Consider the following 20778-nt stretch of genomic DNA (forward strand, 5'->3'; position numbering starts at 1 on the left):
TACGCTATGACCGGTCAAGACTTATGCAGAACTTGAGCAAAAAGAAAACCGACCCGGAAAGGACTCTCCAGATCAGCAGCAATTTTCAATTTGATACGTATTTTACCCTGAAGTTCACTATGGGTCATCGTTTACTTTACAGGGCGTTGCGCCGTAGTATGACGTCCTGGTTTCAGGTTGTTAGCGCGAGATTATGCGATTTCCCAGATTTATCATCGGATTGACTGCCGGTATAGCGATTAGCGCTCAGGCAGCGAATATTGACGAATACATTACTCAGCTGCCTGCTGGGGCAAACCTGGCCTTTATGGCACAGAAAGTAGGTTCTCCAACGCCAGTAATAGACTATCACAGCCAGCAAATGGCGCTACCAGCCAGCACCCAAAAAGTCATCACCGCCCTGGCCGCCCTACTGCAACTGGGGCCGAACTTCCGCTTTACCACGACGCTGGAAACGAAAGGCAGCATTGATGGCGGTACAATAAAAGGCGATCTCATTGCGCGCTTCGGCGGCGACCCTACGCTTACCCGCCAGGATATCCGCAATATGGTTGCTACGCTGAAAAAAGCGGGCGTCCAGCGTATTGAGGGCAATGTGCTGATCGATACCTCCATATTCGCCAGCCATGACAAAGCACCAGGCTGGCCGTGGAATGATCTGACCCAGTGCTTTAGCGCCCCACCGGCGGCGGCGATTGTTGACCGTAACTGCTTCTCCATCTCGCTCTATAGTGCGCAAAAGCCAGGCGATCTGGCGTTTATTCGCGTGGCATCTTACTACCCGGTGACCATGTTTAGCCAGGTGCGCACTCTGGCTCCCGGCGCCTCTGAAGCACAATATTGTGAACTGGACGTCGTTCCCGGCGATCTCAACCGCTACACCCTGACCGGCTGTCTACCGCAACGTAGCGAGCCGCTGCCACTGGCTTTCGCCATTCAGGATGGCGCCAGCTATGCCGGTGCGATTCTGAAAGCCGAGCTGACTGATGCCGGCATCACCTGGAGCGGCACGCTGCTGCGGCAAACGCTGGCGAACGCAGCGGGTACCGTTCTGGCAAGCACACAATCTGCGCCGCTGCATGACCTGTTACGAATTATGTTGAAAAAATCAGACAACATGATTGCCGATACGGTATTCCGCACCATTGGCCATGCGCGTTTCGGTGTGCCGGGTACCTGGCGAGCCGGTTCCGATGCGGTGCGGCAAATTCTACGCCAGCAGGCCGGTATTGACCTGGGAAACACCATTATCGTTGATGGTTCGGGCCTGTCGCGCCATGACCTCATCGCCCCGACCACAATGATGAAAGTGCTTCAGTACATTGCCCAACACGATAATGAGCTCAACTTCATCTCAATGCTGCCTCTGGCTGGCCATGATGGTTCGCTGCAGTACCGGGCTGGGCTTCATGAGGCGGGCGTTGATGGCAAAGTTTCGGCCAAAACGGGTTCACTGCAAGGGGTGTATAACCTGGCCGGTTTCATCACCACCGCCAGCGGGCAGAAGCTTGCTTTTGTCCAGTATTTGTCAGGATATGCCGTAGAACCCGCCGATCAGCGTAACCGCCGTATTCCACTGGTACGGTTCGAAAGCCGGTTGTACAAAGACTTATATCAGAATTACTAAAGCAAAAGGGCCGCATCATATGCGGCCCTTGAGATTTTAGGGGATTAACGCTTGTAGATGAATTCAACGCCTTCTTCGTCGTCTTCATCCCAGTCATCGTCCCAGTCTTCATCATCTTCCGCCGCGAGCTCTGCTTCTTCAAGCTGCTGACGGTGGTAGTCATCCCACATAAACTCGACTTTTTCCGCAGCTTTCTCTTCTTCCACAGCCACAATCGGGTTTTCTATGATAAAGGTCATCACGTCCCAGCACAGCTCTTTCACGCCCTGCTGACTGGCGGCCGAAATCAGATAGAACTTCTCTTCCCAGCCCAGTGCTTCAGCGATGGCTTTTGCTTTGGCTTCCGCCTCAGCTTTATCCATCAGGTCAATCTTATTAAAGACCAGCCAGCGTGGCTTAGAAGCCAGTTTTTCACTGTATTTCTCCAGCTCGCCGATAATAATCCGCGCGTTTTCAACCGGATCGGAACCGTCAATCGGCTCAATATCAATAAGGTGCAGTAATACCCGGCAACGCTCAAGATGCTTCAGGAAGCGAATACCAAGGCCTGCGCCTTCCGCTGCGCCTTCAATCAGCCCGGGAATATCGGCAACGACAAAGCTCTTCTCACTATCCATACGCACCACACCGAGGCTCGGTACCAGCGTCGTAAACGGATAGTCAGCGACTTTTGGCTTCGCAGCCGAAACCGCGCGAATAAACGTGGATTTACCGGCATTTGGCATCCCCAGCATGCCGACATCTGCCAGCAGCATCAGCTCCAGCAACAGATCGCGCTTATCGCCAGGCGTCCCCATCGTCTTCTGACGCGGCGTACGGTTAACGGAGGATTTAAACCGAGTATTACCCAGACCATGCCAGCCGCCTTTAGCCACCATCAGCCGCTGACCATGCCTGGTCATATCGCCCAAGGTCTCGCCGGTTCCCTGATCGATAACACGGGTCCCCACCGGCACCTTCACCGTCACGTCTTTACCACGTTTCCCGGTACAATCGCGGCTCTGACCGTTCTGCCCGCGCTCCGCGCGGAAGGACTTCTCAAAACGGTAGTCAATCAGCGTATTCAGGTTTTCATCCGCTTCCAGCCAGACATCACCGCCATCGCCGCCATCGCCGCCGTCCGGGCCGCCTTTGGGAATATATTTTTCGCGGCGGAAGCTAACGCAGCCATTGCCGCCATCGCCTGCTACGACCAGGATCGTTGCTTCATCAACAAACTTCATTTTACTCTCCGTAAATCATTCGCCTGAGCGGGGCAGCGGCACAGCCGCTTCTCGCTTGCGCCATCGTCCCCAAAGACGATGACCTATGGCGGAATACATCGCGCCCGCAACCACGACAAACGCACCGAGATAACCTAACAGGTTCAACAACGGTCTGGCGAAAACGTCGGGCCAGGCCAGTGATAATAAATCTGAAAACAGCAGCGTAAATAGCGGCGTTAAGGTAATCAACGCGCTCACCTGCGCCGCCTGCCAGCGCGCCATCGCTTCTGCCAGCGCGCCGTAACCCACCAGGGTGTTCAGCCCGCAAAAAATCAGGCAGGCCAGTTGCCAGTTGCTTAGCGCCAACACACGAGATGGCGTCGCTAACGGCAGTAGCGCTATCGTACATAAAGTGTACAGCAAAAAAAGGATCTGCTGTGATGCCAGGCGACGTAATAACACCTTTTGTGCAACACCGTAGCTAACCCATACTGCCGCCGCCCCTACGCCGAAAATAACCCCCCACGTGTAATCCGTCAGGCGGGTAAAAATCTCAAGCAGGCTGGTGTTAAAGAACATAACCAGACCGCTAATTAGCATTATCGCGCCTATAATCTGGGTGCCGCGCATTTTCTCTTTAAGGACCAAAACGCTGGCGACCATCATACCGACCGGGGACAACTGACCGATGACCTGGGAGGCGGTGGGGCTGAGATATTGCAGGGAAGAACTAAACAGAATGAAGTTACCGAACAAGCCACCTGTCGCAATGGCCAGCAGTATCAACCAACGCGGCTTGCGAAAAATTCGCATTGGTGGCAGCTTTTTTTTAACGGTCAGGATGACCCCGAGGCCAAAACTTGCCATCAAAAAGCGATAAAAAACCACCGTCGGCGGGTCCATCACTGCCAGAACCTGCTTCATTGCGATCGGCAAAGCGCCCCAACACATCGCCGTGGTGAGCGCTAAGAGAATGCCGATGCCGGCCTGCTGTTTCATACCCGTTTTCCCTGCAGAAAAATATCCGGGATTCTAATGTAAAAAGCCCCGCAACGTGTGCGGGGCTTCAATCCGTTACCGGACCACGAAAACTTACTCAGCAACGATGCTGATGTATTTACGGTTGTTCGGGCCTTTAACTTCAAATTTCACTTTACCGTCTGCTTTTGCAAACAGCGTGTGGTCACGACCGCAACCTACGTTAGCACCAGCGTGGAACTTGGTACCACGCTGACGAACGATAATGCTACCCGCCAGAACGGATTCGCCACCGAAACGCTTAACGCCCAGACGTTTAGCTTCTGAATCGCGACCGTTACGAGTTGAGCCGCCAGCCTTTTTATGTGCCATTTAAATCTCTCCTCAGGTCTTAGGCGCTGATGCCAGTAATTTTCACATCAGTGAACCACTGACGATGGCCCTGCTGCTTACGGTAGTGTTTACGACGACGAAACTTAACAATTTTAACTTTCTCGCCACGACCATGCGCAACAACTTCAGCTTTGATCACGCCGCCCTCAACGAAAGGAACGCCGATCTTAATTTCTTCACCGTTTGCGATCATCAGCACTTCAGCGAACTCAACAGCTTCGCCAGTTGCGATGTCCAGCTTTTCCAGGCGAATGGTTTGACCTTCGCTTACTCGGTGTTGTTTACCACCACTTTGGAAAACCGCGTACATATAGAACTCCGCTTCCGCGCACCTCTTCGTATGATTCAGAGTGCGCTATAAATATTCACAATAGGGCGCGAATATTACGCAAAACGCGAGCCTTTGACAAGAGCGATTAGCAAATCAACGCTGAAAAAAACACAACTTTCACGCCAACGTTTATCTACGGCAAATTTTCAGTACAATCACGTATTCTTGTAATTTTATCTTCTCCTTCTGTGATCCCATTCGGATACGCGGTAACAGGACATTTGGCCCGGCTTTTGCGATGAATTTAGAAAAAATCAATGAGTTAACCGCGCAGGATATGGCGGGCGTTAATGCGGCAATCCTTGAGCAACTCAACTCAAATGTTCAGCTTATCAATCAGTTAGGCTATTACATCGTCAGTGGAGGCGGCAAGCGTATTCGCCCGATGATTGCCGTGCTGGCCGCGCGAGCTGTCGGTTACCACGGGAACGCGCATGTCGCTATAGCGGCGCTGATCGAATTTATCCACACCGCCACTCTGCTACATGATGATGTCGTGGATGAATCAGACATGCGCCGAGGAAAAGCCACAGCAAACGCCGCCTTTGGCAACGCAGCCAGCGTGTTGGTTGGGGATTTTATCTATACGCGGGCCTTTCAAATGATGACCCGTCTTGGCTCATTGAGAGTTCTGGAGGTGATGTCAGAAGCCGTTAACGTCATTGCAGAAGGTGAAGTTCTGCAGTTAATGAACGTCAATGACCCCGATATCACTGAAGAAAACTACATGCGGGTGATTTACAGCAAAACCGCGCGCTTGTTTGAGGCCGCCGCCCAGTGTTCAGGCATCCTGGCCAACTGCACCGCTGACCAAGAAAAGGCGCTCCAGGATTACGGTCGCTATCTGGGCACCGCCTTCCAGCTGATCGATGATTTACTCGACTATAGCTCAGATGGCGCGCGTCTCGGCAAAAACGTCGGTGATGATCTGAACGAAGGTAAACCCACGCTTCCGCTGCTGCACGCAATGCGACACGGTACGGCAGAACAGGCCGCCATGATCCGCGAGGCGATAGAGCAAGGTAATGGCCGCCACCTGCTGGAAGCCGTACTGGAAACCATGGCGACCTGTGGCTCACTCGAATGGACCCAAAAACGCGCGGAAGAAGAGGCCGATAAAGCGATTAACGCACTGCAGGTTCTTCCTGACTCCCAGTGGCGTGAAGCGCTGATTGGTCTCGCCCATATCGCGGTACAACGCGATCATTAACCCTCCCCACTTTCCCGTGCAAAATCGCGGGAAAGTTCCAATAAAATCCAACAAACTCCTTAAAACCCTGGCACATTGATATATTCCTAAATATAAGACCCATTTAAAAGAACTTGTTAGAACAATACTGGAACTCAAGGTATGATTGACTCGTCGTCCAGTAAGGACGAAAAGTTTTTTCTTACCAGGAGGAATTTATGGATAAGTTCACCGACTGGCACCCAGCGGATATTATTGCCGGATTACACAAAAGAGGGACATCTCTGGCGGCTGAATCGCGGCGTAATGGTTTAAGTTCTTCAACCCTGGCAAATGCATTAACCCGACCATGGCCTAAAGGCGAGCTGATCATTGCCAATGCGCTGGAAACCGTTCCCTGGGTGATATGGCCGTCGCGCTATCACGACCCTGATACCCATCAGTTCATCGACAGGACGCAGATGATGCGTCAGAGAAAGAAGAGTAAGTAACGTACGGTTATAAACAGCAGCCCTTGAACCTACGCCAGAGGGCTGCTGCCGCTACCGATTTATTCGCCTTTGACGCGCTCAATATTCGCGCCCAGCGCCTGCAGTTTGTCTTCAATACGTTCATAACCGCGGTCAATATGATAGATACGATCGACAATCGTCGTACCTTCCGCGATACAGCCCGCCAGCACCAGGCTGGCAGACGCACGTAAATCCGTCGCCATCACCTGCGCCCCAGAAAGCTGTTTCACGCCATGGCAAATGGCGGTATTGCTTTCAATTTCAGCATGAGCGCCCATGCGGATCAGTTCCGGTATGTGCATAAAACGGTTTTCAAAGATGGTCTCGGTAATCACACCGGTGCCTTCTGCCACCAGATTCAGCAACGTGAACTGGGCCTGCATATCCGTCGGGAAGCCAGGATGTGGTGCGGTACGCACGTTCACGGCTTTTGGACGGTTACCATGCATATCCAGGCTAATCCAGTCCTCGCCCGTTTCGATATCCGCGCCGGCGTCACGAAGCTTCGCCAGCACGGCATCCAGCGTGTCAGGCTGGGCATTGCGGCAGAGGATCTTACCGCCAGAAATCGCCGCTGCCACCAGGAACGTACCGGTTTCGATACGATCCGGCAGCACGCGGTATACGCCGCCGCCGAGGCGTGCGACGCCTTCGATGGTGATACGATCGGTTCCCTGACCTGTAATTTTCGCGCCCAGCGTATTGAGGAAGTTGGCGGTATCGACAATTTCCGGCTCGCGCGCGGCATTTTCAATAACAGTCGTCCCTTCCGCCAGCGTCGCTGCGCTCATAATGGTCACGGTCGCGCCAACGCTAACCTTATCCATCACGATATTCGCACCCTTCAGACGTCCATTAACCGACGCCTTAACATAGCCCTCTTCCAGTTTAATTTCCGCGCCCAGTTGCTCAAGGCCGGAAATGTGCAAATCAACCGGACGCGCACCGATAGCACAGCCGCCAGGAAGTGACACCTGACCCTGGCCGAAACGGGCGACCAGCGGTCCCAGCGCCCAAATAGAAGCACGCATGGTTTTGACAAGATCATATGGAGCACAGAAAACGTCAACCGGGCCAGCATCAATCCATACGGAGCCATTGCGCTTAACATTCGCGCCCAGTTGGCTCAGTAGCTTCATGGTGGTATCAATATCTTTCAGCTTCGGTACGTTTTGGATCTCAATCGGCTCTTCAGCCAGTAACGCAGCAAAGAGGATTGGCAGGGCGGCGTTTTTGGCGCCGGAAATGGTGACCTCGCCCTGAAGACGAGTGGGCCCCTGAACACGGAATTTATCCATTGATTCTGTTCTCTGTTAAGAATTCACATACGCTGCGGGGAACATCCCCACAGCTTAAAAGCCATTAAGTTTGCGGTCTCGCACCCACTCCTGCGGGGTAAACGCTTTAATTGACAGAGCATGAATGCGATTATCGGCAATATATTCCATCAGCGGGGCGTAGATCGTCTGCTGCTTCTTGACCCGGCTCATGCCGTCGAACATCTCACCCACAGCAATAACCTGAAAATGGCTACCATCTCCAGAGACGTGGACTTCCTGAAGGGAGAGTGCGTTCATCAGCACGGTCTGAATTTCATGATTTTCCATGGGCTAACATTTATCTGATAGTGAAAACAGCCCAACATCTTAGAGGAAAGTGGCGCTGTCTTAAACAAGCAAAAAGCCCCATCAAAAAGTTTGACGGGGCTTTCAGAATAGCTTCAGCAATAACTCATTGAAAAAATTATGGGATCATATCGGCAGGAAGGTTATATAACCGGACCAGCGTCTGCAGATTTTCACTCTGGCCAATCACGTTCGCTTCCCGGCCCTGCCGGCGAACCAGCGCGATAAAATGCACTAATAGCGCCAGTCCGGCAGTATCCACACGTGTCACTGCACTGAGGTCAATTGCCGATACGCCAACCGTTGCCTGAGCGCGCGCCTGCCAGAGCGGGAGCAGGAAATCCTGATCCAGTTCTCCGCGTAGCGTCAGCGTCTCGCCGTCACGGTCCCAGCTCAGTTGCCCGGCCATTATTTTTTCTGTTCCAGAGTAATTGGCTGTGCGGAAATTAACTTCAGTTGCGCCGTCAGGCCATCAATCCCTTTAGTACGCAGCAGATCGCTCCACTCGTTCTGCTTGGTGGTGATCATGCTTACCCCTTCCGCAATCATATCGTAAGCCTGCCAGTTACCGGTTTGGGTATTTTTACGCCACTGAAAATCAAGACGAACCGGTGGGCGACCATTCGGATCAAGAATGGTTACGCGGATAGGAATAATGGTCGCATCGCCCAACGGCCTCTCCGGCTCAATCTGATAGGTCTGACCATGATACATCGCCAGGGCCTGACCATAGGCCTGTTTCAGGTATTCGCGGAAGGCGGCGAAATAGGCTTCACGTTGCGCCGGCGTGGCCTCCTTGTAGTAACGTCCCAACACCAGTGCGCCGGCATATTTAACCTGAACATACGGCAACAGTTCCTGATCGACGATATCGCGCAGGTAGTTCGGGTTGGCCTGAATTTTCGGCTGTTCGTTCTTCAGGCGATCAAAGGTTTTCTGCGCCGCTTCGTTCATCAGCTTATATGGATTGGATTGATCCGCAGCGGCGGCCGCGGTCAAAGGAGCAATCACCAGCATGGCGACCATTAGTAAGCGTTTAAACATGTCTCATCTCTCCTGAAATTAATGCGTCGTGCCGGCTGGCTGCGTGGCATCAGTATGCCCCTCGCTCGCAGCCCGATCATCGCCAGAATTCTTATTGTCACCGCCTTTACTGTTGTAAAGGAACTGACCGATCAGATCTTCCAGCACCATTGCAGATTTGGTGTCCTGGATAGTGCCGCCATCTTTAAGGATAGAGGTTCCCAGGTCAGGATCTTCAAAACCAATATTCATCGCCAGATACTGTTCCCCTAGCAGGCCGGAAGTTCTGATTGCCAGCGAGCTGGTGTCCGGAATGTGGTTATAGCGTTTATCAATATCGAGAGTCACCCGCGGCAGATAAGTTTGCGGGTCAAGCGAAATATCCTCAACGCGTCCCACCACGACACCGCCGATACGCACCGGAGAACGCACTTTCAGGCCGCCGATATTGTCAAAGGTGGCATAGAGCCGATAGGTCGGTTCCGTACGCAAGGAAGTCACGTTCGCCGCTTTCAGGCAGACAAACAACGCGGCCAGCAGCGCGACCAGCAAGAACACACCGACCCAAATTTCATTTTTTCTCGTTTGCATGAACTCAATTCCCAAACATCAGCGCAGTCAGCACAAAATCCAGCCCCAGAACCGCCAGCGACGCATGCACCACGGTACGCGTCGTCGCCCGGCTAATCCCGGCGGAAGTGGGGATAGCGTCATAACCATTAAATAACGCAATCCATGTCACCGTAATGGCAAAAACCAGGCTCTTGATCAGGCAGTTAACCAGATCCATCCGCCAGTCGACGGCATTTTGCATCGCAGTCCAGAAGAATCCACTGTCGATACCCTTCCAGCTAACACCAACCAGCGCCCCTCCCCAGATGCCCACCGCCACAAAAATAATGGTTAACAGTGGGAGTGAGATCACCCCCGCCCAGAAACGCGGAGAAATAACGCGGCGCAGTGGGTCAACAGCCATCATCTCCATGCTGGAGATTTGTTCAGTCGCCCGCATCAGGCCGATTTCAGCGGTCAACGCGGAACCCGCGCGCCCGGCGAACAGCAGCGCGGCGACCACTGGCCCCAACTCACGCAACAGCGATAACGCCACCAGCATGCCGAGGCTGGTTTCTGCGCTGTAAGTGGTCAATACCAGATAGCCCTGCAGGCCCAGCACCATACCGATAAACAGCCCCGATACAATAATGATCAGCATTGACAGCACACCAACGTTATACAGCTGACGCACCAGCAGCGGCGCATGCTTACGCAATTCGGGCTTGCCCACAACGGCGTTGAAGAGCATTAATCCAGCACGTCCGAACGTCGCGATAGTTTTTATACCCCGATGTCCGAGCGCGCCTAGCGCATTTAACAACATGAGTCGCTTAACTCCCTTTGGCCAATAAATCATGATGATAATCGCCCGCCGGATAGCGGAACGGCACCGGGCCGTCGGCAATACCATCAATGAACTGACGAACCCGAGGATCGGTATTTTCACGCAGCGACTGCGCGCTGCCATACGCCACAACTTTTTTGTCCGCCACGATATACGCAAAGTCCGCAATGCTGAGCACTTCCGGTACATCATGGGAAACCACAATACACGTGACACCGAGGGAACTGTTGAGTTCAGAAATCAACTTCACCAGCACCCCCATCGTGATGGGATCCTGACCGACAAAGGGCTCATCAAACATGATTAAATCAGGTTCCAGCGCAATAGCCCTCGCCAGTGCGGCGCGGCGCGCCATACCACCGGAGAGTTCAGAAGGCATCAGTTTCGCGGCTCCGCGTAGGCCGACGGCTTCCAGTTTCATCATCACCGTGGTGTGCAACAGCGCCTCCGGCAAACGCGTATGCTCACGTAACGGATATGCGACGTTATCAAACACATTCATATCAGTGAACAGCGCGCCGGACTGAAATAGCATGCTCATACGCTTGCGGACGGTATACAAGCGCGAACGCGACATTTGCGGTACGTTTTCACCATCAAACAGGATCTCGCCCTTATCGGGTGGGATCTGGCCGCCTATCAGGCGCAACAGGGTAGTTTTGCCGATCCCTGATGGGCCCATGATCGCAGTGATCTTACCGCGAGGGACCGACAGCGAGATATCATCAAAGATCACACGTTCGCCCCGCGAGAAGCGAATACCGCGCACTTCGACTAAATTCGCCAAACTCTGGCTCATAAAATCATCCTTACTAGACACCCATCGGGATAAGCATGGCGCTTTCTTTCACCACAAACCCAACATTTTTACAGAAACTTACCCGCCCCGGTTAACCAAAACTGGCATTTGTTTTACTTTTTCCGCACATATTCCCTAAATAACGCGCACCGCAGAGTCACCGCCCATAAGGATAAATCCCATGAATAAAACGAGTCACTCAGCGTCAATGCACATGCAACTTGAAGTATGACGGGTATAAAGTCAAAATTAAGAATTCGTTACGCTGCCTACGGACGGCCAGCGAGGCGACGATTATACCTGAAGAAAGGACGTTAGATGCTCTTAGCGACGGCTCTGTTAATTATTGGTTTATTGCTGGTTGTCTACAGCGCCGATCGTCTGGTCTACGCCGCTTCAATACTTTGCCGTCTCCTGGGGATCCCCCCGCTTATTATTGGCATGACGGTGGTCAGCATCGGTACCAGTTTACCGGAAATCATCGTCTCCACCGCCGCCTCCCTCCACGGGCAAACCGAGCTGGCGATTGGCACCGCGCTCGGATCGAATATCACCAATATTCTGTTGATTCTCGGTATCACTGCGCTGTTTCAGCCTTTTACCGTGCATTCTGATATCCTGCGTCGTGAATTACCGCTAATGTTGCTGGTCAGTTTACTGGCGGGGGTTGTGCTATATGACGGGCAGCTCACGAGGATGGATGGCTTTTTTTTACTGACGCTGGCCGTACTCTGGCTACTGTTCACCCTTAAAATCGCCCGTCTCGCGGAACGCCAGGGTAGCGATAGCCTGACCCGCGAACAGCTGGCGGAGCTGCCACGTGAAGGGTCGCTTCCCGTCGCCTTGCTTTGGCTGGGCGTTGCGTTGATTGTGATGCCAATGGCCGCGCGAATGGTCGTTGATAACGCCACGGTACTGGCAAACTTTTTTGCCATCAGCGAGCTGAGCGTTGGCTTAACGGTGGTGGCCATAGGCACCAGCTTACCGGAACTGGCAACCGCTATCGCCGGGGCGCGAAAAGGTGAAAATGATATTGCTATCGGGAATATCATTGGCGCGAATATTCTTAACATTGTGCTCGTCCTCGGCCTCCCCGCGCTAATTGCCCCTGGCGCCTTCACCGCAGAGGCCTTCACCCGCGACTATGGCGTCATGCTGCTGGTCAGCCTGGTGTTTGCCCTACTGTGCTGGCGTCGTAAACAGCAACCAGGCAGGCTTGTCGGTGCCCTGTTAGTTTGCGGTTTTGTGCTTTGGTTGGCGATGCTGTACTGGACAGCGCCGCTCTTCGTTGAATGATTCGGGATAACATTATGTCGCAAACAGATTTGCCAGCGGATTTTGACTTTCAACGGGCAGGCCGTGAGGTTCTGGAAATTGAACGTGAAGGTCTGACGCAGCTCGATCAATACATTAATGAAGATTTTACCCGCGCCTGTGAGACCATTTTTCGCTGTAGCGGAAAAGTGGTGGTGATGGGGATGGGCAAATCCGGCCACATCGGACGTAAAATGGCGGCCACCTTTGCCAGCACCGGCACACCGTCATTTTTTGTTCATCCAGGCGAAGCCGCGCACGGTGATTTAGGCATGGTCACCTCACATGACGTGGTTATCGCACTGTCTAACTCCGGTGAATCCAATGAAATTCTCGCCCTGATCCCTGTCCTCAAGCGTCAGCAGGTTTCATTAATTTGCATGACCAGTCGCCCTGAAAGCAGCATGGCGCGCGCAGCGGATATTCATTTATGCGTCAAGGTCCCTAAAGAGGCGTGTCCACTGGGGCTGGCGCCAACAACAAGCACGACCGCCGCGCTGGTTATGGGCGATGCGCTCGCGGTGGCACTGCTGGAAGCACGCGGTTTTACCGCTGAAGATTTTGCGTTGTCGCATCCCGGCGGCGCGCTGGGACGTAAACTGCTCCTGCGAGTTAATGATATTATGCACACCGGCGATGAGATTCCGCACGTTAGCCTGCGCGCCACGCTGCGCGATGCGTTACTGGAGATCACACGTAAAAATCTGGGCATGACCGCGATCTGCGATGATGAAATGAACATCATCGGCATTTTCACCGATGGCGATCTACGCCGGGTATTTGATACTGGCATCGATATGCGCAATGCCAGTATTGCCGAGGTAATGACGCGAGGCGGTATCCGCATCCGTCCCGGCACGCTGGCCGTCGATGCGCTGAACCTGATGCAATCTCGTCACATCACCTGCGTACTGGTTGCCGATGGCGACCGTCTACTGGGTGTGGTACATATGCACGATCTCCTGCGCGCAGGTGTAGTGTAAGTAAGGAAAAAATAATGAATAATACTGATGCCCTGTTGACGACCTGCTATGGGCCAGTAAGCCAGGAGTTTATCGACCGGGCGGCGAAGATCCGTTTATTGATCCTGGATGTGGACGGCGTCCTGTCTGATGGCCTTATCTACATGGGCAACAATGGCGAAGAGCTGAAAGCGTTTAATGTCCGTGATGGCTACGGGCTCCGCTGTGTCCTGACCTCAGGTATTGAAGTGGCGATAATTACCGGGCGAAAAGCTAAACTGGTGGAAGACCGTTGTCAGACGCTGGGCATCACGCATCTGTACCAGGGGCAATCTGATAAGCTTTTGGCGTTTCATGAATTACTCAACAAGCTGGCTGTTCATGCAGATGAAGCGGCCTATATTGGTGACGATCTTATTGACTGGCCGGTTATGGCTGAAGTCGGTTTAAGCGTCGCGGTAGCCGATGCTCACCCCCTGCTGATCCCACGTGCGGATTACGTCACGCGTATCAACGGTGGTCGCGGAGCGGTACGGGAAGTGTGCGATTTGCTACTATTGGCGCAAGGCAAGCTGGATGAGGCCAAAGGGCAATCGATATGAGTAAAACCAGACGTTGGGTTATCATTTTACTGTCGCTGGCCGCGCTGATCCTGATTGGTCTTAACCTGGCGAGTACGGACGATACCTCCCAACAGGCGGTCAATCCTGATGAGCCAACGTATACCAGCGAGCATACCGATACTGTAGTTTATAGCCCGGAAGGCGCGCTTAGTTACCGGTTGACCGCTGAACATGTGGCGTATTTTTCCGCGCAGCAAATCTCGTGGTTTACTAAACCCGTGATGACCACCTTTGATACGAACAAAGTACCGACCTGGTCCGTCACGGCTGATAAAGCGAAGTTAACGAACGACCGCATGCTGTATCTTTACGGGCACGTTGAAGTCAATGCGCTAACAGCGGATGCTCAACTGCGCAAAATTACGACGGATAACGCCCAGATAAACCTGGTGACACAGGATGTTACCTCCGATGACATGGTGACATTGTACGGGACAACATTTAATTCCAGCGGCCTGAAAATGCGCGGGAACCTACGCAGCAAAAATGCCGAGCTGATTGAAAAGGTTAGAACCTCTTATGAAATTCAGAACAAACAAACTCAGCCTTAAGATTGCGCTCGCCAGCGCCTTACTGGCCGCCAGCTTGCCGGCACTGGCAAAAACGGGTGATACCGATCAGCCGATTCATATTGAATCCGATCAGCAGTCGCTGGATATGCAGGGCAACGTCGTGACCTTTACCGGTAATGTTGTCGTCACGCAGGGAACGATCAAAATCAATGCTGATAAAGTTGTCGTCACCCGTCCCGGCGGAGAGAAAGGCAAAGAAGTGATCGACGGTTACGGTAACCCGGCAACCTTCTACCAGATGCAGGACAATGGCAAACCAGTAAAAGGCCGCGCATCAAAGATGCATTATGAACTGCAAAATGACTTTGTCGTTCTGACCGGTAATGCCCATCTGGAACAGCTTGATAGCAATATTCAGGGTGACAAAATCACCTATCTGGTGAAAGAGCAAAAAATGCAGGCGTTCAGCAATAAAGGTGGACGTGTAACCACGGTACTGGTTCCTTCGCAGTTGCAGGACAAAGGCAACGATCAGTCAAAGAAGGGTAAGTAATTCGTTATGGCAACATTAACTGCAAAGAATCTCGCCAAAGCCTATAAAGGCCGCCGGGTGGTGGAAGATGTCAGTCTGACCGTCAACTCCGGGGAGATTGTCGGCCTGCTGGGCCCGAACGGCGCCGGTAAGACAACCACTTTCTATATGGTGGTCGGTATTGTACCGCGCGACGCGGGCAACATTATTATTGATGATGAAGACATCAGCTTGCTGCCTCTGCATGCCCGCGCCCGCCGCGGTATCGGCTACCTGCCGCAGGAAGCGTCTATTTTCCGTCGCCTGAGCGTTTACGATAACCTGATGGCCGTATTGCAGATTCGCGACGATCTCAGCAATGAGCAGCGTGAAGACCGGGCAAAAGAGCTTATGGAAGAGTTTCATATTGAGCACCTGCGCGATAACATCGGCCAGGCGCTCTCCGGCGGTGAACGTCGCCGGGTAGAAATCGCCCGCGCGCTGGCCGCTAACCCGAAGTTTATCCTGCTGGATGAACCTTTCGCCGGCGTTGACCCGATTTCCGTTATCGATATCAAACGCATTATTGAACACCTGCGCGACAGCGGACTTGGCGTACTGATCACCGACCATAACGTCAGAGAGACGCTGGCCGTTTGTGAGCGCGCCTATATCGTCAGCCAGGGGCACCTGATTGCCCACGGTACGCCGCAACAAATCCTTGAAGACGAGCAGGTTAAGCGCGTGTATCTTGGGGAAGACTTCAGACTCTGATAGGGTAGAGGTTACAGACGTTTTAGCCGGAGATATTAGCTCTGAATATGAAGCAAGGTTTGCAATTAAGGTTAAGCCAACAGCTTGCCATGACGCCACAACTACAGCAGGCAATTCGCCTGTTGCAGTTGTCCACGTTAGAACTCCAGCAAGAACTCCAGCAGGCGCTGGAGAGTAACCCGTTGCTCGAGCAAACCGATCTTCACGATGAGGTAGAAACCAAAGAGACAGAGGATCGCGAATCTCTGGATAGCGTTGACGCTCTTGAGCAGAAAGATATGCCGGAAGAGTTACCGCTTGACGCCAGTTGGGATGAGATTTACACCGCAGGTACCCCGTCAGGCAACGGGGTGGATTATCAGGATGATGAACTGCCGATTTATCAGGGGGAAACCACCCAGAGCCTGCAGGATTATCTGATGTGGCAGGTGGAACTCACCCCTTTCACTGACACCGATCGCGCTATCGCCACATCGATCGTCGATGCCGTTGATGATACTGGCTACCTGACCGTTTCTGTTGAAGAGATCGTGGAAAGCATCGGCGATGATGAAATCGGGCTTGAAGAGGTCGAAGCCGTTCTCAAACGTGTTCAGCGTTTCGATCCCGTCGGCGTAGCGGCAAAAGATCTGCGCGACTGCCTGCTGGTCCAGCTTTCTCAGTTTGCCAAAGAGACGCCATGGATTGATGAAGCGCGACAGATCATTAGCGATCATCTCGATCTGCTGGCCAATCATGATTTCCGCACATTGATGCGCGTCACCCGTCTCAAAGAAGACGTCCTCAAAGAAGCAGTAAATCTGATCCAGTCGCTGGATCCGCGCCCTGGCCAGTCCATTCAGACCGGTGAACCCGAATATGTTATTCCTGATGTTCTGGTGCGCAAAGTGAACGGTCGCTGGGTGGTCGAACTCAATTCAGACAGCCTTCCGCGCCTGAAGATCAATCAGCACTATGCAGCCATGGGTAACAGCGCACGCAACGATGCGGACGGTCAGTTTATCCGCAGTAATCTACAGGAAGCCCGCTGGCTTATCAAAAGTCTGGAAAGCCGTAACGATACACTGTTACGCGTCAGTCGCTGTATCGTTGAACAGCAGCAGGCCTTCTTTGAACAGGGTGAAGAGTTTATGAAGCCGATGGTTCTGGCAGATATTGCCCAGGCCGTCGAAATGCATGAATCCACTATCTCACGCGTTACCACGCAAAAATACCTGCACAGTCCACGCGGTATTTTTGAGCTGAAGTATTTCTTCTCCAGCCATGTCAACACCGAAGGCGGCGGCGAAGCATCGTCGACAGCCATTCGTGCGCTGGTGAAGAAGTTAATCGCCGCGGAGAACCCCGCGAAGCCATTGAGCGACAGTAAACTCACCACCATGTTATCCGAGCAGGGTATTATGGTGGCGCGCCGTACCGTCGCTAAGTACCGAGAATCTTTATCTATTCCGCCGTCAAACCAGCGTAAACAGTTAGTTTGACCCAACCGATAAGGAAGACACTATGCAGCTCAACATTACAGGGCAAAACGTCGAAATAACCCCCGCAATGCGTGATTTCGTGAATGCGAAATTTAGCAAACTGGAGCAGTTTTTCGACAGGATCAACCAGGTCTATATAGTGTTAAAAGTAGAGAAGGTGACGCAAATTGCGGATGCCAATCTGCATGTCAATGGTGGTGAAATCCATGCCAGTGCGGAAGGGCAGGATATGTACGCCGCCATCGATGGTCTTATTGATAAGCTGGCGAGACAGTTAACAAAACATAAAGATAAACTGAAACAACACTAATTGTCCGGGCAATAGCCTGTGCCAACCGCTTACCGGCGGTTGGCAAGGAAGAGCTCAGGTGAAATTATGACAAATAACGATTCGGCTCTACAACTGAGCAACGTCCTTAACCAGGAATGTACCCGTAGCCAGGTTCACTGCCAAAGCAAAAAACGCGCGCTGGAAATCATCAGCGAGCTGGCGGCAAAACAGCTAAGCTTACCGCCCCAGGTGGTGTTCGAAGCCATTCTCACCCGTGAAAAAATGGGCAGTACCGGGATTGGTAACGGTATTGCGATTCCACATGGCAAACTTGAAGAGGATACGCTACGGGCTGTGGGCGTTTTTGTTCAGTTGGAAACCCCCATCGCATTCGATGCTATCGACAATCAACCCGTCGATCTCCTGTTTGCTCTTCTCGTTCCCGCCGATCAAACAAAAACGCATCTGCATACGCTGTCGCTGGTCGCAAAACGTCTGGCGGATAAAACCATTTGCCGTCGCCTGCGCGCCGCACAAAGTGATGAAGAGCTATATGACATCATCACCGGTTCAGGAAGCAATGATGAAGCATAACAGGAATCGCACCTTACTCTTTATCGTACTGAGGAGAAACGGTACATGGTACTGATGATCGTCAGCGGCCGTTCAGGGTCGGGGAAATCCGTCGCCCTGCGAGCGCTGGAAGATATGGGCTTTTACTGCGTGGATAACCTGCCAGTTGTACTGCTGCCCGAACTGGCGCGCACCCTTGCGGACAGAAATATTTCGGCGGCCGTCAGCATTGATGTGCGTAATATGCCCGAGTCGCCGGAAGTCTTTGAGCAGGCGATGAAAAACCTGCCCGCCGAATTTTCGCCTCAGTTGTTGTTCCTTGATGCCGATCGTAACACCTTAATTCGCCGCTATAGCGATACGCGGCGCCTGCACCCGCTCTCGAGTAAAAACCTGTCGCTGGAAAGCGCTATTGATGAAGAGAGCGATCTGCTGGAGCCTTTGCGTTCCCGCGCCGACCTGATTGTCGATACTTCCGAAATGTCAGTGCATGAGCTGGCTGAAATGCTGCGCACGCGTTTGTTAGGTAAACGCGAACGCGAACTGACAATGGTCTTCGAATCCTTTGGCTTTAAGCACGGCATCCCCATCGACGCTGACTACGTCTTTGATGTGCGCTTCCTGCCAAACCCGCACTGGGATCCAAAGCTGCGTCCAATGACTGGCCTCGATAAACCGGTCGCCGCCTTCCTCGATCGACACACAGAAGTTCACAATTTTATCTACCAGACCCGCAGCTATCTTGAGCTATGGTTACCCATGCTGGAGACCAATAACCGCAGCTATCTGACGGTGGCGATTGGTTGTACCGGGGGTAAACACCGTTCAGTTTACGTCGCCGAACAGCTGGCGGACTACTTCCGCTCGCGCGGTAAAAACGTGCAGTCTCGTCACCGGACGCTGGAAAAACGTAAATCATGACCGTGAAGCAAACCGTTGAGATCACCAATAAGCTGGGCATGCACGCTCGTCCGGCAATGAAATTATTCGAATTAATGCAGAACTATGATGCTGAGGTGCTGTTGCGCAATGACGAAGGGATTGAAGCTGAAGCCAATAGCGTGATAGCCCTGCTGATGCTCGACTCGGCCAAAGGGCGTCAGATTGAGATTGAAGCCAACGGTCCGCAAGAAGCTGAGGCGCTGGCGGCGGTTATCGCGCTCTTCAATGCCGGATTTGATGAAGACTAAACCCTTCGCGGTCGTTCTATGCTTACCGGGGCTGAAAGAAAATGAGAACACGGCAAGCATCAATGTAGCTTATGCTCCCGCATAAACCCCTCCCCGCCTAACTGGCGCATCTGCCGCAAAATCCACGCCTGACGGCTGCGGACGTACCCTGACGGCGCATCGACGCGAAAACGAATCGGATTTGGCAAAACCGCAGCCAACAGCGCCGCTTCAGATGCCGTCAACTTACTCGCCGGCTTATGAAAATAGCGCTGCGACGCGGCCTCCACGCCAAACGTTCCATGACCAAACTCAGCGATATTCAAATAAACGGTAAGAATGCGTTTTTTGCTCCACACCACCTCAATACCGACGGTCAGCCCCGCTTCCAGACCTTTTCTTAGCCAACTGCGCCCTTCCCACAGGAACAGGTTTTTCGCCGTCTGCTGTGACAGGGTCGATGCGCCGCGAATCCGGTTCTCATGACGCTCATTATGGGCTAACGCCTTCTCAATCGCCGGGATATCAAATCCCCAATGTTCCGGGAATTTCTGATCTTCTGCGGCAATAACCGCCAGCCCCATCCAGGGCGAAATCTGATCCATTCCCACCCAGTCGGAATGGGCAACGTACTGAAAATCGCCGGAGAGCCAGGCGCCAGCTTGCCGCTCCAGCATCACCGCAGAAAAAGGCACCGGCAGAATGCTAAACAACGCAATTCCTCCGCACCATACCGCTACACACACCAACAACAGCCGCAGCAAAAAGCGCTTAATCATCGGCAGTGGTGAAAAGCGGTATTTCATGCAGCCAGAACCAGCACGCGCGCAACCAGTTTTTCAATGCCGCTTGCCGCTTCGGCAATATTCTGCGCCAGCATATACGCCGGAGTCGTCACGACTTTGTTATCTTCATCAACCACAATATCATCGACCGGGCAAGGTACATGTTCAGCTCCCATCTCTTCTATCGCATCGGCGGTATCAAGATCGGTACCGATAGTCACGCGCAGCGGGATGGTGAAAATTTTAGCTAACAGAGCCGGAGCGATACAAATAAAGCCCAGTGGTTTACCGGCCTGATGCATTGCCAGCGCCAGCGCTTTCAGATCGCTATCAACCTCACAATGACTGCCCTGTGAGGCGAAATTGCTGAGATTCTTCGCCGCGCCAAAACCGCCTGGCACGATCAGCGCATCCAGCTCATCCGCCCTGGCAGCCGCCAGAGGCCGAATCTGTCCACGCGCAATACGCGCTGCTTCCACGAGCACATTGCGGCTTTCAGCCTGCACTTCACCGGTCAAATGATTGATGACATCGGTTTGTACTTTATCAGGCGCGAAACAGATGGCCTCGGCACCGTTGCGGACGATAGCCAGTATGGTGATGACCGCTTCATTAATTTCGCTTCCGTCATAAACACCGCAACCGCTCAACACGACACCAATTCTCTTCATCACATCAGCCCCTTAGTACAAGTCTATGAAACCAGTAAAAAATTTTGATTT

Annotated in this window: 27 protein-coding genes; 14 read left to right on the plus strand and 13 right to left on the minus strand. The window is 52.9% G+C overall.

Translation table 11 applies throughout. The annotated features are described in order from the left end of the window. The first annotated feature begins 193 nt into the window (after positions 1-193). A complete protein-coding gene (dacB, locus tag FN037_RS16780; RefSeq protein ID WP_138362939.1) occupies positions 194-1627 on the plus strand; it encodes a serine-type D-Ala-D-Ala carboxypeptidase in 1434 nt (477 codons plus the stop codon). Positions 1628-1671: 44 nt separating this feature from the next. Here dacB and cgtA read toward each other — a convergent pair whose 3' ends face one another. The 4 genes from cgtA to rplU all read right to left on the minus strand — a co-directional run bounded on the left by cgtA (position 1672) and on the right by rplU (position 4513). Continuing rightward, positions 1672-2850, minus strand: coding sequence for an Obg family GTPase CgtA (cgtA, locus tag FN037_RS16785; RefSeq protein WP_138362938.1), 1179 nt, complete (start codon positions 2848-2850; stop codon positions 1672-1674). 15 nt (positions 2851-2865) lie between these two features. Further along, the gene (locus tag FN037_RS16790) at positions 2866-3831 is read right to left on the minus strand and encodes a DMT family transporter (RefSeq protein WP_142502746.1); all 966 of its coding nucleotides are present in this window, start codon (positions 3829-3831) and stop codon (positions 2866-2868) included. A 93-nt stretch (positions 3832-3924) separates the two neighbouring features. Beyond that, positions 3925-4182: a 50S ribosomal protein L27 gene (gene rpmA / locus FN037_RS16795; RefSeq protein WP_138362936.1), complete on the minus strand. Its 258-nt coding sequence runs from the start codon at positions 4180-4182 to the stop codon at positions 3925-3927. Between the two features lie 19 nt (positions 4183-4201). After that, positions 4202-4513 (minus strand): 50S ribosomal protein L21, encoded by a 312-nt coding sequence (gene rplU / locus FN037_RS16800; protein WP_004106123.1) that lies wholly within the window; start codon positions 4511-4513, stop codon positions 4202-4204. Positions 4514-4772: 259 nt separating this feature from the next. Here rplU and ispB point away from each other — a divergent pair, with 259 nt between their 5' ends. After that, positions 4773-5744 (plus strand): octaprenyl diphosphate synthase, encoded by a 972-nt coding sequence (gene ispB, locus FN037_RS16805; RefSeq protein WP_138362935.1) that lies wholly within the window; start codon positions 4773-4775, stop codon positions 5742-5744. Positions 5745-5941: 197 nt separating this feature from the next. Continuing rightward, complete coding sequence (gene sfsB, locus FN037_RS16810) at positions 5942-6214, plus strand: DNA-binding transcriptional regulator SfsB (protein WP_138362934.1); 273 nt, start codon at positions 5942-5944, stop codon at positions 6212-6214. A gap of 59 nt (positions 6215-6273) precedes the next feature. On the opposite strand, the gene murA is transcribed toward sfsB, so the two are convergent. From murA to mlaF, 7 genes are all read right to left on the minus strand, one after another. Then, positions 6274-7533, minus strand: coding sequence for a UDP-N-acetylglucosamine 1-carboxyvinyltransferase (gene murA, locus FN037_RS16815; protein WP_138362933.1), 1260 nt, complete (start codon positions 7531-7533; stop codon positions 6274-6276). Between the two features lie 54 nt (positions 7534-7587). Continuing rightward, positions 7588-7842: a BolA family iron metabolism protein IbaG gene (gene ibaG, locus FN037_RS16820; protein ID WP_142502747.1), complete on the minus strand. Its 255-nt coding sequence runs from the start codon at positions 7840-7842 to the stop codon at positions 7588-7590. 136 nt (positions 7843-7978) lie between these two features. Continuing rightward, entirely contained in the window at positions 7979-8269 is a 291-nt protein-coding gene (mlaB, locus tag FN037_RS16825) for a lipid asymmetry maintenance protein MlaB (RefSeq protein ID WP_138362931.1), read from the minus strand. Further along, positions 8269-8904, minus strand: coding sequence for a phospholipid-binding protein MlaC (gene mlaC / locus FN037_RS16830; protein ID WP_138362930.1), 636 nt, complete (start codon positions 8902-8904; stop codon positions 8269-8271). The genes mlaB and mlaC overlap by 1 nt, the downstream gene beginning before the upstream one ends. Positions 8905-8922: 18 nt before the next feature. Further along, the gene (gene mlaD, locus FN037_RS16835; RefSeq protein WP_138362929.1) at positions 8923-9474 is read right to left on the minus strand and encodes an outer membrane lipid asymmetry maintenance protein MlaD; all 552 of its coding nucleotides are present in this window, start codon (positions 9472-9474) and stop codon (positions 8923-8925) included. A gap of 4 nt (positions 9475-9478) precedes the next feature. Then, on the minus strand, positions 9479-10261 hold the full coding sequence (gene mlaE / locus FN037_RS16840) for a lipid asymmetry maintenance ABC transporter permease subunit MlaE (protein WP_138362928.1): 783 nt from the start codon (positions 10259-10261) through the stop codon (positions 9479-9481). A gap of 7 nt (positions 10262-10268) precedes the next feature. Beyond that, positions 10269-11081 carry a phospholipid ABC transporter ATP-binding protein MlaF gene (mlaF, locus tag FN037_RS16845; RefSeq protein WP_138362927.1) on the minus strand — a complete coding sequence of 271 codons (813 nt, stop codon included), beginning with the start codon at positions 11079-11081 and terminating at the stop codon, positions 10269-10271. Between the two features lie 318 nt (positions 11082-11399). On the opposite strand from mlaF, the gene FN037_RS16850 reads away from it, so the two are divergent. The 11 genes from FN037_RS16850 to npr all read left to right on the plus strand — a co-directional run bounded on the left by FN037_RS16850 (position 11400) and on the right by npr (position 19292). Further along, entirely contained in the window at positions 11400-12377 is a 978-nt protein-coding gene (locus tag FN037_RS16850) for a calcium/sodium antiporter (protein WP_138362926.1), read from the plus strand. Continuing rightward, a complete protein-coding gene (gene kdsD, locus FN037_RS16855) occupies positions 12374-13378 on the plus strand; it encodes an arabinose-5-phosphate isomerase KdsD (RefSeq protein ID WP_171034945.1) in 1005 nt (334 codons plus the stop codon). The genes FN037_RS16850 and kdsD overlap by 4 nt, the downstream gene beginning before the upstream one ends. A 14-nt stretch (positions 13379-13392) precedes the next feature. Beyond that, positions 13393-13959 carry a 3-deoxy-manno-octulosonate-8-phosphatase KdsC gene (gene kdsC, locus FN037_RS16860; RefSeq protein ID WP_138362924.1) on the plus strand — a complete coding sequence of 189 codons (567 nt, stop codon included), beginning with the start codon at positions 13393-13395 and terminating at the stop codon, positions 13957-13959. Then, positions 13956-14531: an LPS export ABC transporter periplasmic protein LptC gene (gene lptC / locus FN037_RS16865; protein WP_138362923.1), complete on the plus strand. Its 576-nt coding sequence runs from the start codon at positions 13956-13958 to the stop codon at positions 14529-14531. Before kdsC ends, lptC begins: the two co-directional genes overlap by 4 nt. Next, positions 14500-15045, plus strand: coding sequence for a lipopolysaccharide ABC transporter substrate-binding protein LptA (lptA, locus tag FN037_RS16870; protein WP_138362922.1), 546 nt, complete (start codon positions 14500-14502; stop codon positions 15043-15045). The genes lptC and lptA overlap by 32 nt, the downstream gene beginning before the upstream one ends. A gap of 6 nt (positions 15046-15051) precedes the next feature. After that, entirely contained in the window at positions 15052-15777 is a 726-nt protein-coding gene (gene lptB, locus FN037_RS16875) for an LPS export ABC transporter ATP-binding protein (RefSeq protein ID WP_138362921.1), read from the plus strand. A 47-nt stretch (positions 15778-15824) separates the two neighbouring features. Further along, a complete protein-coding gene (rpoN, locus tag FN037_RS16880) occupies positions 15825-17258 on the plus strand; it encodes an RNA polymerase factor sigma-54 (protein ID WP_138362920.1) in 1434 nt (477 codons plus the stop codon). Positions 17259-17280: 22 nt separating this feature from the next. After that, positions 17281-17568, plus strand: coding sequence for a ribosome hibernation promoting factor (gene hpf / locus FN037_RS16885; RefSeq protein ID WP_138362919.1), 288 nt, complete (start codon positions 17281-17283; stop codon positions 17566-17568). Positions 17569-17634: 66 nt separating this feature from the next. Continuing rightward, positions 17635-18123, plus strand: coding sequence for a PTS IIA-like nitrogen regulatory protein PtsN (ptsN, locus tag FN037_RS16890; protein WP_138362918.1), 489 nt, complete (start codon positions 17635-17637; stop codon positions 18121-18123). A 45-nt stretch (positions 18124-18168) separates the two neighbouring features. Further along, complete coding sequence (gene rapZ / locus FN037_RS16895; protein ID WP_138362917.1) at positions 18169-19023, plus strand: RNase adapter RapZ; 855 nt, start codon at positions 18169-18171, stop codon at positions 19021-19023. Continuing rightward, entirely contained in the window at positions 19020-19292 is a 273-nt protein-coding gene (gene npr, locus FN037_RS16900) for a PTS phosphocarrier protein NPr (protein ID WP_138362916.1), read from the plus strand. The genes rapZ and npr overlap by 4 nt, the downstream gene beginning before the upstream one ends. A 59-nt stretch (positions 19293-19351) precedes the next feature. Here npr and mtgA read toward each other — a convergent pair whose 3' ends face one another. Both mtgA and elbB read right to left on the minus strand, forming a co-directional pair. Beyond that, positions 19352-20077, minus strand: coding sequence for a monofunctional biosynthetic peptidoglycan transglycosylase (gene mtgA / locus FN037_RS16905; protein WP_142502748.1), 726 nt, complete (start codon positions 20075-20077; stop codon positions 19352-19354). Next, on the minus strand, positions 20074-20727 hold the full coding sequence (gene elbB, locus FN037_RS16910; RefSeq protein ID WP_142502749.1) for an isoprenoid biosynthesis glyoxalase ElbB: 654 nt from the start codon (positions 20725-20727) through the stop codon (positions 20074-20076). The genes mtgA and elbB overlap by 4 nt, the downstream gene beginning before the upstream one ends. Positions 20728-20778: the final 51 nt, after the last annotated feature.

This window comes from Klebsiella sp. 2680 (genome assembly GCF_900198535.1).
GTDB classification, from domain to species: Bacteria; Pseudomonadota; Gammaproteobacteria; order Enterobacterales; family Enterobacteriaceae; genus Klebsiella; species Klebsiella indica.

Coding starts and splice junctions, on each gene's coding strand:
- dacB (WP_138362939.1), top strand. CDS start 194: ATGCGATTTCCCAGATTTATCATCGGATTGACTGCCGGTATAGCGATT.
- cgtA (WP_138362938.1), bottom strand. CDS start 2,850: ATGAAGTTTGTTGATGAAGCAACGATCCTGGTCGTAGCAGGCGATGGC.
- FN037_RS16790 (WP_142502746.1), bottom strand. CDS start 3,831: ATGAAACAGCAGGCCGGCATCGGCATTCTCTTAGCGCTCACCACGGCG.
- rpmA (WP_138362936.1), bottom strand. CDS start 4,182: ATGGCACATAAAAAGGCTGGCGGCTCAACTCGTAACGGTCGCGATTCA.
- rplU (WP_004106123.1), bottom strand. CDS start 4,513: ATGTACGCGGTTTTCCAAAGTGGTGGTAAACAACACCGAGTAAGCGAA.
- ispB (WP_138362935.1), top strand. CDS start 4,773: ATGAATTTAGAAAAAATCAATGAGTTAACCGCGCAGGATATGGCGGGC.
- sfsB (WP_138362934.1), top strand. CDS start 5,942: ATGGATAAGTTCACCGACTGGCACCCAGCGGATATTATTGCCGGATTA.
- murA (WP_138362933.1), bottom strand. CDS start 7,533: ATGGATAAATTCCGTGTTCAGGGGCCCACTCGTCTTCAGGGCGAGGTC.
- ibaG (WP_142502747.1), bottom strand. CDS start 7,842: ATGGAAAATCATGAAATTCAGACCGTGCTGATGAACGCACTCTCCCTT.
- mlaB (WP_138362931.1), bottom strand. CDS start 8,269: ATGGCCGGGCAACTGAGCTGGGACCGTGACGGCGAGACGCTGACGCTA.
- mlaC (WP_138362930.1), bottom strand. CDS start 8,904: ATGTTTAAACGCTTACTAATGGTCGCCATGCTGGTGATTGCTCCTTTG.
- mlaD (WP_138362929.1), bottom strand. CDS start 9,474: ATGCAAACGAGAAAAAATGAAATTTGGGTCGGTGTGTTCTTGCTGGTC.
- mlaE (WP_138362928.1), bottom strand. CDS start 10,261: ATGTTGTTAAATGCGCTAGGCGCGCTCGGACATCGGGGTATAAAAACT.
- mlaF (WP_138362927.1), bottom strand. CDS start 11,081: ATGAGCCAGAGTTTGGCGAATTTAGTCGAAGTGCGCGGTATTCGCTTC.
- FN037_RS16850 (WP_138362926.1), top strand. CDS start 11,400: ATGCTCTTAGCGACGGCTCTGTTAATTATTGGTTTATTGCTGGTTGTC.
- kdsD (WP_171034945.1), top strand. CDS start 12,374: ATGATTCGGGATAACATTATGTCGCAAACAGATTTGCCAGCGGATTTT.
- kdsC (WP_138362924.1), top strand. CDS start 13,393: ATGAATAATACTGATGCCCTGTTGACGACCTGCTATGGGCCAGTAAGC.
- lptC (WP_138362923.1), top strand. CDS start 13,956: ATGAGTAAAACCAGACGTTGGGTTATCATTTTACTGTCGCTGGCCGCG.
- lptA (WP_138362922.1), top strand. CDS start 14,500: ATGAAATTCAGAACAAACAAACTCAGCCTTAAGATTGCGCTCGCCAGC.
- lptB (WP_138362921.1), top strand. CDS start 15,052: ATGGCAACATTAACTGCAAAGAATCTCGCCAAAGCCTATAAAGGCCGC.
- rpoN (WP_138362920.1), top strand. CDS start 15,825: ATGAAGCAAGGTTTGCAATTAAGGTTAAGCCAACAGCTTGCCATGACG.
- hpf (WP_138362919.1), top strand. CDS start 17,281: ATGCAGCTCAACATTACAGGGCAAAACGTCGAAATAACCCCCGCAATG.
- ptsN (WP_138362918.1), top strand. CDS start 17,635: ATGACAAATAACGATTCGGCTCTACAACTGAGCAACGTCCTTAACCAG.
- rapZ (WP_138362917.1), top strand. CDS start 18,169: ATGGTACTGATGATCGTCAGCGGCCGTTCAGGGTCGGGGAAATCCGTC.
- npr (WP_138362916.1), top strand. CDS start 19,020: ATGACCGTGAAGCAAACCGTTGAGATCACCAATAAGCTGGGCATGCAC.
- mtgA (WP_142502748.1), bottom strand. CDS start 20,077: ATGAAATACCGCTTTTCACCACTGCCGATGATTAAGCGCTTTTTGCTG.
- elbB (WP_142502749.1), bottom strand. CDS start 20,727: ATGAAGAGAATTGGTGTCGTGTTGAGCGGTTGCGGTGTTTATGACGGA.